Here is a 12,697-nt window from a genome sequence, read left to right on the forward strand (position 1 = left end):
TCGAATTTCCAATATTCCCCAAATTCGACTATCGTCGCTTCCAATTTTTACTTATCTTAGGCTAAATTATGAATTAATGAAAAGATTTAGCCATCTTCTATTTGCCTTTGTACTCGTACTAGCTGCATTTTCCTGGTCTTTTAGCCAAACAACCATCCAAAAAACAGCATCGCCAGCTTGGCTGCGCTCCACTACAAAAAAGGCCATAAAGCCAAATTTGGATGATATTAGTGATGGATATTACTATGAGTTAATCGAACATCAAATAAACTTAGCTACCCAAACGAAATATTATAAGGACATCAAAGTTCTCTTTGATCAGACTGGAATCGAAAATCTGGGACAAGTTCAGGTAACCTTTGACCCGCATTTCCAAAAACTTCAACTACATGAGCTAAAGGTTATTCGTAACGGCAAAGATATTAACCTATTACCGCAGGCAAAATTTAAGCTGCTTGCCGCTGAAACGGAGCTTTCGAGATCCATCTACAACGGAAGCCAGATGGCCCATTATGTTTTGGAGGATTTACGTAAAGACGATAAGATTGTATTCGCTTATTCAATAATAGGTGCAAATCCGGTATTTGAACAGAAATTTTTCGACAGTTATTACTTACAGGGGTATGAACCCACTGGGCTGGTCCATCTCAACTATATTGTACCCCATGGTCGCAAACTGCAGTTTAAGAGTTTCAATGGCGCACCTGAGGTACAGCAACAGTCAACAGGAAATACAACAAATTTTTTCTGGGAGCTGACGGCGGACAAAACAATTCAGTACGAAGATTATAGTCCGCCGTGGTACAGCCCTTTAAAATATGTCCAATGCTCGGAATTCAAGACCTGGAAGGAAGTTGATCAATGGAACCGTAAAATTAATCCCATTCCGCAGATTCCACCGACAAGTACGCTCCAAATCTTCGTCAATCAACTGTGGAAAGAGTCCAATGGACAACCCTATGCGTACCTGAAAAAGGCCTGCGACTTTGTACAAAATGAGATACGCTATATGGGTATTGAGATGGGAGAATATTCCCACCGGGCAAATGTTCCAGAAAAAGTATTTTCCCAGCGCTACGGCGATTGTAAAGATAAATCAATGCTACTGGCCACAATGCTCAAAAACAAGAATATTGATGTAGGACTCGTATTAGCCAATACCTATAAGAATAGAGGCCTGCAGGAAGAACTCCCCTCGCCTTATGCTTTCAACCATATGGTTATTGAAGTTAATATTGGTGGACGTCCCCAATATATTGACCCAACCATAACCAATCAGGGTGGAGATATCAAAAACAGGTATTTCCCAGCTTATGGAAAAGTACTCTCGACTATGAGTAGTGGAAAGCTTACAGACGTAGCGCAGCATGTTACCGGCAATATTAAAGTCAAGGAAACATTGACACTGGAAGGCAAATTTGAGGCTACCCTTGATGTCCACACAACTTATGTTGGGAATGAAGCGGACGATATGCGTACTTACTTTCAAAGCAGTGCCAAAAATGACGTACAGAAGCAATACTTGGAGTATTATGCCAAGATCTATCCGAAGATCAATAAAATTGAAAATATACAATACAGAGATGATCTAGAAAACAATATCGTGGAGATCATCGAAAAGTATAAAATAAAAAGCATTGGAAAAATAGAAAGCGGATCTACTAAAAAATATATTCCTTTGTTAGGGACAAATATAAATGATAAGCTTCCAGAGATCACGGAGGATCGTATTGCTCCCCTAAGCCTTTCTTTTCCAACAGATCTAACCTACGAAATGTATATCGTCAACAAAGGGAAAAAGGAATTTGGCAATTATAGAGACAATAGTTATTTCGACCGAACTGCGTATGTTTTCGGCAAAACACTGGAAGTAGAACAGGATAGTATAAAGGTTGCATACACGTTAAGTTTCCACGAACCCTTTGTCGAACAAAAAGACCTGAAACAGTATTATACAGATTTTGCAGATCGCGATCATATCTTTTATAATGGTTTCTATCTTGACAATGATGGATATGTAACAGATGGGATACCTCGTTTAGGCCCCCCTTCTACAGTCGATGAAATTAATTGGTTTTCATTAATCCTATTTATTCTATTACTATCCTCTTTGCTTTGGTATATCGCAAAAAAGTACAGGAAGAGCAAACCTTTTATCATCAAACCCTATAACGAAATTTATCATGACCAAATTGGGGGCTGGATGATTTTTTTACTTCTTTTAATAGTTACAAGTATATTTACGAAATTCACTTTTCTTTTCCTTAGGGAATCCTTCTTTAACCTTAATACCTGGCGGGCAATAGACCATATCGATGGTGGTGCACCTACATTCTATAAAATGCTACTCATATCTGAAATGACAGCTCATCTTTTAATTCTGGTCGGGTTCGTTTATAGTTTCATCCTTATGATCAAAAAAAGGGATATTTTTGCCCAGACATTTTTTCTAGTTACTTTGTTTATGGCTATATTCTATCTCGTCCATGCAATAGGATACCATTATATGTCCAAACAATATATGGGTATCACGGATGATTCATTTTCAAATTATACAGATCACATCAGAGCGATGCTTTTCTTCTGCATTTGGGGAACTTATGTCTATAAATCGGAACGCGTAAAGGGTACCTGTGTTCGGCCATATCAGAACGATGGGATTATGCAGAAGGCTGCGACAGGGCATCCTTTTGATCAAGATTTTCTAAAGCCTTATTCAATGATGAAACAAGGAGAAAATGAAGCTGGAGCGGAATTTCAATCCCAGAGCGATAGAGCTGATCGCAGTCATCCCGAGGACGATCAAGACAAACCATAGCTACCATTTTCATAAAAAAGGGTTCTGTAAATAATATACACAACCCTTTTTTATGGAAATCTGATTTACATTATTTCATTTTCATCACCATATTATCCGCGCCTTCAGTAGACACTTTTACCTGACCAGATTTGTTCTTCGTAGACTTATAATGGACATGGTTTTTGACCCCATCAATTTGAACAGTCTCTACTGAACCAATATTAACCATATTGTCTGCCCCCTCTATCGTCACCGTTGTGATGTCATTCCCTGTTACAGTATTCCCTTTCCCCTCAATAATCAATTTACTTACATTGCCACGGATCACAACTTTATTGTCAGCACCTTCTATTTGTACAACCTCCCCTCCTTTGGCCTCTATCGTACGATTATTGTTCACCCCTTCAATTGAGATAACTTTACCCTGCTGATTAACCAACATCGTTCGTTAGAGCCTTTGAAACTGGCTCTTTGGCCGCCATCACCAAACTTCCGATCAAAAGAAGTGAAAATCCAACTGTAATTGTTCTTAGTTTCATAATGTTATGTTTTCTACAGATCGACAAAAATCAAACCTAATTTCAAATCTAAAAGAGATATAAGTTATAATATACAGCGTCAATAGCATCAAGAGTATAATTGGGGAGTAAGAACTAAAATGAAACATAGCATTAAATTGGGTTTACCTGGCACATACGTCCAAAAAAAGATACAGTAACGGTCATAACAAAAAAAGGAGCCTAAAAGGCTCCTTTAATATCTCTAACAAATTGACAGCGGATTAAAAACTCTATTTTACTGCGTCTACAACTGCTTTGAAAGCTTCTGGGTTATTTAAAGCTAAGTCAGCTAAAACCTTACGGTTCAAACCAATGTTTTTAGCGTTTAATTTACCGATCAATTGGGAATAAGAAATTCCGTGTTGACGAGCTCCAGCGTTGATACGTTGAATCCATAAAGCTCTAAACTCGCGTTTTTTGGTTTTACGATCGCGGTAAGCGTATTGTAAACCTTTTTCTACTGTATTTTTAGCAATAGTATAAACTTTGCTACGTGATCCAAAGTAACCTTTTGCAAGGCCTAGGATTTTTTTGCGTCTTCTTCTAGAAGCTACTGCGTTAACCGAACGTGGCATATTTTTAAAATTAGTTTGGTAGAAGGTGTCATGTATTTCAATGAACTTACAACCTTATACCCGGTTAAAAAATTATTATTAATAAAATCGAATAAAACTTATTTACCGATAGCAAGCATACGTTTTACGTTGCCCATATCGCCATCAGATACATAACTTGTTTGTGTTAAGTTACGTTTACGTTTTGTGCTCTTTTTTGTCAAGATGTGGCTTTTGAAAGCGTTTTTTCTTGCAATTTTACCTGTTCCAGTCAATTTGAAACGTTTCTTTGCGCTGGAATTGGTTTTAACTTTTGGCATAATACTTATAAATTTTATATCAATCTGTTAGAATTCTTATTATTTTTTAGGAGCCTTTGGAGCTACTGTTAAAAACATGCGTTTACCTTCTAATTTCGGTAAAAGCTCTACTTTACCGTAATCCTCTAAAGCCTGAGCAAAGCGTAACAACAAGATTTCACCTTGATCCTTGTGTACAATAGCACGACCTTTGAAGTGTACATAAGCACGAACTTTCTCTCCACTTTCAAGAAACTTAATCGCATGCTTCAATTTGAACTCAAAATCATGCTCACCAGAGTTAGGTCCGAAACGGATTTCTTTAATAACAGTCTGTTTTGCATTAGCTTTGATTTCCTTTTGTTTCTTCTTCTGTTCGTAAACAAACTTACTGTAGTCGATAATCTTACAAACCGGCGGTACAGCATTTGGCGAAATCTCCACTAAATCAAGTTCCAACTCATCAGCCAACTCTAACGCTTTGCGCGTAGGGAAAACTCCTTGCTCCACATTATCTCCTACCAAGCGCACCTCAGGTACCTTGATTAATTCATTAATGCGGTGATCTGGTTCTTTCTTTCTCATTGGTGGTCTTGGACCACCGGGTCTTTTTAATGCCAAATGTTTAAAAATTAAACGGTTATTTCCTTAATTAATATATCTCTAAATTCGTCAGCAGTCATAGTTCCTAATTCTACTGAGCCATGTTTACGTACAGAAACTGTGCCATTTTCCACCTCTTTTTCCCCTACAATCAACATATAAGGAAGCTTTTTCACTTCGGCGTCTCTGATTTTTCTGCCCACTTTCTCGTCACGTAAGTCTATCAGTCCGCGAATATCGGAATTATTTAGCGAATTCAAAACATTTTGAGCATATTCTTCATATTTTTCTGACACTGGCAAGACGATAAATTGCTCAGGCGCAAGCCATAATGGGAATTGTCCAGCGCAATGTTCGATCAATACAGCCACAAAACGTTCTAAAGATCCGAAGGGTGCACGGTGAATCATCACAGGGCGATGTTTCATGTTATCACTTCCTGTATATTCCAACTCAAAGCGCTCAGGCAAATTGTAATCCACCTGTATAGTACCTAACTGCCATTTACGACCTAAAGCATCCTTCACCATAAAATCCAATTTTGGACCATAGAAAGCCGCTTCACCATACTCTACGACTGTCGGCAAGCCTTTTTCCTCCGCCGCTTCAATAATTGCAGATTCAGCCAAAGCCCAGTTTTCGTCCGTACCAATATACTTCGTACGATTCTCAGGATCACGTAACGACACTTGTGCTGTATAATCATTAAAGCCTAAGGCTCCAAAAACATAAAGTACTAAATCGATTACCTTTTTGAATTCGTCTTTGACCTGATCTGGACGACAAAATAAATGGGCATCATCCTGAGTAAACCCACGCACCCTTGTTAAACCGTGAAGCTCACCAGATTGCTCGTAACGATATACAGTACCAAACTCAGCAAATCGAACCGGTAGGTCCTTATACGAGCGTGGTTTTACTTTATAAATTTCACAATGATGCGGACAGTTCATTGGTTTTAACAAAAACTCTTCTCCTTCGATAGGAGTTTTTATTGGTTGAAATGAATCCGCGCCATATTTCTCATAGTGTCCAGAAGTCACATATAACTGCTTGTGTCCGATATGCGGCGTAACAACAGGCTCATACCCTGAGTTTAACTGTGCTTTCTGTAAGAAGTCTATCAGCTTTTGACGTAATGCAGCTCCTTTAGGCAACCAAAGAGGCAAACCTGCACCAACTTTTTCAGAAAAAGCAAAAAGTTCAAGTTCTTTTCCAAGTTTACGGTGATCGCGTTTTTTCGCTTCCTCAATAAACTTCAAATATTCTGTAAGTTCAGATGCCTTCGGAAAAGTAACACCGTAAATACGTGTCAACTGTTTGCGAGACTCATCACCTCTCCAGTAAGCACCGGCAACATTCGTCAATTTAATCGCTTTGATAAACCCAGTATTTGGAATATGAGGACCACGACATAAATCTGTAAATTCCCCCTGTGTATAGAAAGTAATCTTTCCATCTTCCAAATCTTTGATTAAATCTAGCTTATACTCATCACCTTTCTCTGTGAAATAAGCCAAGGCATCCGATTTCGAAACAGCTTTACGTTCAAATGTTTCTTTCCGTTTAGCCAGCTCCAGCATCTTGTCTTCGATCGCTTTAAAGTCATCAGACGAGAATTCACGATCACCGAAATCAACATCGTAGTAAAATCCGGTTTCAATCGCGGGACCAATACCAAATTTAATCCCAGGATACAATGCCTCCAAAGCCTCAGCCAACAAGTGTGCTGAAGAATGCCAAAAAGTAGATTTACCTTTGGTATCATTCCAGGTCAATAACTTGACAGTAGCGTCATTTTCAATAGCACGGGCAGAATCCCACACTTCACCATTTACTTCGGCAGCAAGGACGTTTCTTGCAAGCCCTTCTGAGATTGATAACGCAATCCCTGCAGCAGTGATCCCTTGTTGATACTCTCTTACGGAACCATCCGGTAGTGTAATTTTAATCATTTACAACTATGATCTTTAAATTGTTAAAAAATAGAAAACATAAAACAACATGTACAATTATGTTATTACACTTACGTTTTCAATAAATAAATTGTGACACAAATTTAGTAAAAATTCTGATAAAATAACAGGGTTTTTGCGCTATTCAACGCATTCTATCGTCACAATTTAACAAAGCTGTTTTCAGCTTTTATAATTTATGACCCGCCAAAAATAGAAAGCCGAACCTACACCCCTCTTACCCATAGTTTAAATGCGCTAAATTCATCAGCTTCACACACTTTACATCCTCATATTGCTTATCGATAATCTGATCGTATTGTTTGACAGTCCCCCACTATTGTACCGATGAGCATCCTAACATTTAATAGAAATCAGATTATATAATAACAGGGTAATTACAGGGGGTTAACAGGGGGTTAACAGGGGTATAACAGGGGCATACCCTTGTTAACCCACTGTTAACCCCCTGTAAAAGGAGTGTTTTTACGATGTTAATAGAGAATGGAACATCAACTTGATAAGCAAAGAGTATCACCTAGGTGCTTTTTTCAAAAACAATTTAAAATATGGGTGTATGGCAGCTTACACCAGTGATTAGGATCGCTAAAAAATGACAGGACAGCTACTTAAAAGCCGCAACACAAATTGAGCATCTCATTAATATTTGCTACCTTTGCAGACTGAAATTTTAACTATGTCAAATCAAGTACCAGAAGACGGAACACTATTACCCTTAATGGAAGAATTTTACACCATTCAGGGAGAAGGCTACCACACCGGGACTGCTGCTTATTTCATACGATTGGGTGGTTGCGATGTAGGCTGCCACTGGTGCGATGTGAAGGAAAGTTGGGATGCATCTATCCACCCCCTTACAACCGCAGATTCGATTATCGAAAATGCAAAGAAATATCCGGCAAAAACAGTTGTCATTACAGGTGGCGAGCCACTTATTTATAATTTGGATTACCTAACAAAAGGACTTCATGAGGCGGGTATTAAAACGTTTATTGAAACCTCCGGTGCCTATCCTTTGAGTGGCGAGTGGGACTGGATATGTTTATCTCCCAAAAAATTCAAAGCTCCACGCAAAGATGTGTTAGAAGCTGCTGGTGAACTTAAAGTTATCGTTTTCAATAAAAGTGATTTCGCCTGGGGAGAAGAATATGCACAACTAGTAGGACCAAACTGCAGATTATACCTTCAACCTGAATGGTCGAAATCTAAAGAAATGACACCTGCTATTATTGACTACGTAAAAGAAAACCCTAAATGGGATATTTCACTACAAACACATAAGTTCTTGAACATTCCTTAATCGTGCAGATGCATGATTAAATAAACATAAAAAAGGCCTTCGATAGTATCGAAGGCCTTTTTTATAAATAATAAATTTATATTAATGCATGTAATTTAAAATCACTTCACATAGGTTTTTAAAAAAGCTTCCAGATCTAACGTTTTCGTTTCTTCACCCTCCTTCTCCCGGACCAGCACATTTCCGGCATTATCAGCATCTAGAAACAGTAAATTCGCCTTTAATAAAATCTTTCCATTTTCATCCAACAATCCAACTTTTCCATTTTCAGAAAACATCAAATATTTATCTAAAAATTTACTGATATTTTCTTTCTTGTCAAGCAGAACTTTCCCTTCCTGCGTGACCAATCCAAAATTACCGTCCTTCTGAAAAATGGCCAGTTTTTGATTTGCAGGCGTAAGCCAGTCAAACCCTTCTTTATTCACCTTCCCTCCTTTCTTATCCAACAACCAGAAATAATTATCCTTATCTGAAACAATTGCAGTTTGCTCATTAAAATAAGCTAAAGAGAAAAGAGAGCAAGGCAACACCTCTTCTCCAGCCATGTTTTTTATACCATAATATTCATCATTGGTATCTTTATCCTTGACCATCGTCCATTTAAGCGATTTATCCAATGGGAAAGTGTCTTCAAATAGACTCACATCTTCCCCTTCACTCGTATTTCCTCCTCCTGAAATATCAATCACCTTTGCATTTTTAGGAAGCTCGAAATCTGCCACAGCGGAGACATTGATCACTTTTGTTGTTTCAAAACCAAGGTCATTGTTCTCACCTAAAGACAATTTGAGCACAGCTCCGGGTAAATCATTGATAAATGAAAATGCCGTCAGATAATACGTGGGCACTGCTTCCGAATACCATACTGTTGCAACTGCAGAATCGGCATGGTTTTTTATAAATAACTTTGCCTTCTTACAGGTAATTCCTGCTATTGATTCGATCTCGCCCATATCTTGCAGCTGCACATAAGGCCCTTCCGATTCCCCTAACTTTGTACTTACAATCTTATAGGATGGATTGTATGCTTCGGCAGTGACAATATCATCACCGACCGAATACGAATATGTTTTTGCTAATTTTCGATTTAAAATAGCATGTGCTTTTTGATTCACCACAGTAGAAGAATAATCGGCATCAGCCAAAATATCGACATTCCGATAAGCCATTTTTCCTTTCAAAAATGGTTCATAAAACTCTTTTGCAAATTCCGGAACTTCATTTTCAAATTTTTCAGGGGAAACTTCACCTTTAAACACCAACTCCATCTGCCATTGCTTATCTTGTGCATAAGTTGTCGAAATTGATAATCCAAATAAAAGTGCAATGTTGAGTAAATTATTCATAAGAATGATAAATATGTAGCTAAATAACAAAAGACAGACCAAAAAGCCTATCTTTTACGCTATTTTTTTATTTATTTACTTTTTTCGTTTCATATTTCCATAAAAAGTAAAAAAGAGACCACTAAGCAAAATGAACTACAATTTTATCATCTGCCTAGTTTTCACCGCTTCGTCACATGCCAAAGCAATTCGTAGACTATTAACAGCATCTTCCATCGAATCAGAAAGGTCCAAATTATCTACAATCGCCTGCTGAAAGAATAACTGTTCCCGGTTACATAATTCCTGATGATCGGGCTCATCCGATAAGTTGACCCACTCATCAACCTTCGTAAATTCATTTGCCGAATCTAAATCGGCGTAATGTACGCGAAGGCTTTCTGTTTGTGTATGGGATGCTACCGAATCCGATTTACCTTCGTCGCTCGCTTTATTTGCGACAATGGAAACTGCACCTTTAGGCCCAAAAACATCCTTTACAAAAAAAGCGTTCTGACTAACCATTGGTCCCCATCCGGCTTCATACCACCCTACGGACCCATCTTCAAAATGCAGCTGCAATTGTCCGTAGTTGTAGTTCCATGCAGGAATCTCATCGCTTAACCGCGCGCCGATTGCAGATACATACAGTGGTTTTGCACCTACCATTTGACACATGACATCAATATAATGAACTCCACAGTCAACAATGGGACTTAAACTAGCCATTAGATTTTTATGCACATCCCACATATACCCATGGCTCTGTTGATTCAGGTTCATACGCATAACTAGTGGCTTTCCCATCGTTTTAGCTATTTCAATAAATTTGATCCAGGAGGGATGATATCTCAAAATATATCCAACAACCAATTTTTTATCATATGTCAATGCTGCATCGACGACCTCCTGCGCGGAAATCACATCTTCAGCTAAAGGCTTTTCAATAAAAACATGAGCACCGGCCTGAAAGGCTTTTATAGCATACGCTTTGTGTGTATCCGGATAGGTCGCTATACAAACGGCATCCGGTTTCGTTTCCTGAAGTGCATCCTCATAAGATTCAAACAATTTATAGTTCCCTCCCAATTGTTCATTCAGTTTACTTTTGCTCTCCCCACGAGCTACTAGCCCCACAATTTGAAAGCCATCTAAATCGTGATATGCCTTCGCATGAGATGCGCCCATATTTCCACATCCAACAACCAATATTTTAATAACCTGTTCCATCATTTTTTCTATTGCTATATTATTTCTTTAATCCATCTAAAGCAAAGGCCGCTCCTGTTCCCAATACAGCACCTGCTAACACATCGGAGGGAAAATGTACGCCCAGATACATCCTTGAATACCCCACGCTACTCGCCCATAAAAGCGATGGCGCGACGACGTACCACTTTCCGTAAGCCCGAGACAAAGCAGAAGCAGTAGCAAAAGCAGATGACGTATGACCAGAGGGAAAGGAATACCCACCGGCCGTACGAACCGATATGAAATTAGGATATTTTTTAAATGGCCTGCTGCGCTTAAAAATATGTTTTAACCCAACATTCACGAGCGCTGTTACAGCCGTACTGCTAGCAACATACAAGGCATTCTGACGCATTGCCTTATCATCGTTGACTGCACCTGCAACCAGTAAACCAACCGGAACGGCTATCTGAACATAGTTATTGATATCAGAAAGCACTTTAAATGTTTGTGTTTGTGGCGCGGTCCGAGTCTCGGCTATGGACTCCAATATACGGATATCTATCGTAGACGCTGGCTTTTCCTGTCCTAGAACAGGACCATATAGACAGTTAATCCAACAAATAAAAATAAAAGCTAATCTTTTCATCAAACAAATAATCTATCTAATTTACAATCTCTTTGAAACATGTACTACTAAACACATTCCTCCTATTTATTAAACAACAACTTATACTTCCTACTACTGTAACTCTTATTCGCTGCTAATTTAGTATGTCACCCCCAATTCCTAAAAATAAGAAAATTTATGTGAGTTGTCAGCCTATAAAAAGCGTTTCGATTGGACAAGATTTCACAACTTGCTATTGGCCTGATTCAAACAGCTTACTATAGGATAGGAAATCAACATTACCTTTTGTCTAAATTATGGTATATTCCCCCAATCAACAGCATTGTTTTCACATTTTTTTCAAGAAAATTGAATTCATTTCAACAACAAGTCCATTAGGATAAGAATTTTAAAATGATAGTCTTGCATTTCCCATTAATTTACTATACATTTGCTTGCAGTTATTAATACAAACATGGTTTATACTTACGTACATCATTTTCATTTGCATCATCGCCATTGTGGCGATATGTTAATTTAATGTGTTCTTACGTAGAATACCTTCCCTCTTGTTTGATTTCTTATTATTAATAATTTACTGCTAACATTTATAAAGCGTTGAAAAATCTTAAAATTGCTATCCAAAAATCGGGTAGGTTAAACGAAAAATCTGTTCAATTACTGAAAAATTGTGGATTAGACTTCGAGAACTACAAAAGCTCTTTAATCACAACTGTTGGGAATTTCCCACTGGAAATATTATTTCTGAGAGATGATGATATTCCGGGATATGTGGAACAAGGCATAGCCGACCTGGGCATCGTCGGTGAAAACATCATCGATGAGACCGAATCCAAAGTAGAATACATCAAACGGCTTGGTTTTGGAAAATGTACTTTGAAACTGGCTATTCCCAAAGGTAGCACCATCCAAGACATTAAAGACCTTAACGGCAAAGCAATCGCAACCTCTTATCCAAATATACTAAAGAATTTTCTAGACGAGTATAAGATTAATGCAGACATCCGTTTGATATCCGGCTCAGTTGAGATTTCACCTGGCTTGGGTCTTAGTGATGCGATCTGCGATATCGTATCTACCGGAGGAACACTAAAAAGCAACGGTTTGAAACCCTTTGCTGATGTCAAAAATTCAGAAGCCATCTTGGTGGGAAGAAAGGGATTAGAAGGCAATGAGGTTTTGGCTGAGTTAGTACAACGTATTGAATCTGTTCTTTTAGCAAAAGAAACGAAATATGTGGTATTGAATGTCGAAAAGAAAAATTTGCCAGCCATCACTTCTTTATTGCACGGTGTTAAGAGCCCTACGGTTGTTCCACTGGCAGAAGAAGGTTGGGTAGCCGTACACACTGTTATCACGGAAGATGACTTTTGGGATAAGATCAATAAGTTAAAAGCTGAAGGTGCCCAAGGTATCGTTGTGATGCCCATTGAAAAAATCATTCTTTAAACTTGA

General features: G+C 38.3%; 11 protein-coding genes. 3 read left to right on the plus strand and 8 right to left on the minus strand.

Annotated elements, in window-relative coordinates; genetic code table 11:
• The first annotated feature begins 76 nt into the window (after positions 1 to 76).
• Entirely contained in the window at positions 77 to 2,818 is a 2,742-nt protein-coding gene (locus tag ACLCDV_RS16880) for a DUF3857 domain-containing protein (RefSeq protein ID WP_411971710.1), read from the plus strand.
• Positions 2,819 to 2,888: 70 nt separating this feature from the next.
• On the opposite strand, the gene ACLCDV_RS16885 is transcribed toward ACLCDV_RS16880, so the two are convergent.
• From ACLCDV_RS16885 to thrS, 5 genes are all read right to left on the minus strand, one after another.
• Positions 2,889 to 3,242 carry a DUF3060 domain-containing protein gene (locus ACLCDV_RS16885; protein ID WP_411971711.1) on the minus strand — a complete coding sequence of 118 codons (354 nt, stop codon included), beginning with the start codon at positions 3,240 to 3,242 and terminating at the stop codon, positions 2,889 to 2,891.
• 348 nt (positions 3,243 to 3,590) lie between these two features.
• A complete protein-coding gene (gene rplT / locus ACLCDV_RS16890) occupies positions 3,591 to 3,935 on the minus strand; it encodes a 50S ribosomal protein L20 (protein ID WP_046674462.1) in 345 nt (114 codons plus the stop codon).
• A 98-nt stretch (positions 3,936 to 4,033) separates the two neighbouring features.
• The gene (gene rpmI, locus ACLCDV_RS16895) at positions 4,034 to 4,234 is read right to left on the minus strand and encodes a 50S ribosomal protein L35 (RefSeq protein ID WP_002993964.1); all 201 of its coding nucleotides are present in this window, start codon (positions 4,232 to 4,234) and stop codon (positions 4,034 to 4,036) included.
• A gap of 39 nt (positions 4,235 to 4,273) precedes the next feature.
• Positions 4,274 to 4,834 (minus strand): translation initiation factor IF-3, encoded by a 561-nt coding sequence (gene infC / locus ACLCDV_RS16900; protein WP_075993338.1) that lies wholly within the window; start codon positions 4,832 to 4,834, stop codon positions 4,274 to 4,276.
• 11 nt (positions 4,835 to 4,845) lie between these two features.
• A complete protein-coding gene (thrS, locus tag ACLCDV_RS16905) occupies positions 4,846 to 6,771 on the minus strand; it encodes a threonine--tRNA ligase (RefSeq protein WP_317665571.1) in 1,926 nt (641 codons plus the stop codon).
• 697 nt (positions 6,772 to 7,468) lie between these two features.
• Between thrS and ACLCDV_RS16910 the strand changes: the two genes are divergently transcribed.
• Entirely contained in the window at positions 7,469 to 8,092 is a 624-nt protein-coding gene (locus tag ACLCDV_RS16910; protein ID WP_317665569.1) for a 7-carboxy-7-deazaguanine synthase QueE, read from the plus strand.
• 101 nt (positions 8,093 to 8,193) lie between these two features.
• Here the strand turns inward: ACLCDV_RS16910 and ACLCDV_RS16915 are convergent, their stop codons facing one another.
• From ACLCDV_RS16915 to ACLCDV_RS16925, 3 genes are all read right to left on the minus strand, one after another.
• Positions 8,194 to 9,441: a hypothetical protein gene (locus ACLCDV_RS16915; protein WP_411971712.1), complete on the minus strand. Its 1,248-nt coding sequence runs from the start codon at positions 9,439 to 9,441 to the stop codon at positions 8,194 to 8,196.
• 135 nt (positions 9,442 to 9,576) lie between these two features.
• Positions 9,577 to 10,653, minus strand: coding sequence for a Gfo/Idh/MocA family oxidoreductase (locus tag ACLCDV_RS16920; protein WP_411971713.1), 1,077 nt, complete (start codon positions 10,651 to 10,653; stop codon positions 9,577 to 9,579).
• Positions 10,654 to 10,669: 16 nt separating this feature from the next.
• Positions 10,670 to 11,260 carry a phosphatase PAP2 family protein gene (locus ACLCDV_RS16925; protein WP_411971714.1) on the minus strand — a complete coding sequence of 197 codons (591 nt, stop codon included), beginning with the start codon at positions 11,258 to 11,260 and terminating at the stop codon, positions 10,670 to 10,672.
• Between the two features lie 579 nt (positions 11,261 to 11,839).
• Between ACLCDV_RS16925 and hisG the strand changes: the two genes are divergently transcribed.
• Positions 11,840 to 12,691 (plus strand): ATP phosphoribosyltransferase, encoded by an 852-nt coding sequence (hisG, locus tag ACLCDV_RS16930; RefSeq protein ID WP_411971715.1) that lies wholly within the window; start codon positions 11,840 to 11,842, stop codon positions 12,689 to 12,691.
• Positions 12,692 to 12,697 lie beyond the last annotated feature (6 nt).

Origin of the sequence: Sphingobacterium sp. Lzh-3, from assembly GCF_046764375.1 — a bacterium.
In the GTDB taxonomy this organism is placed as follows: Bacteria; Bacteroidota; Bacteroidia; order Sphingobacteriales; family Sphingobacteriaceae; genus Sphingobacterium.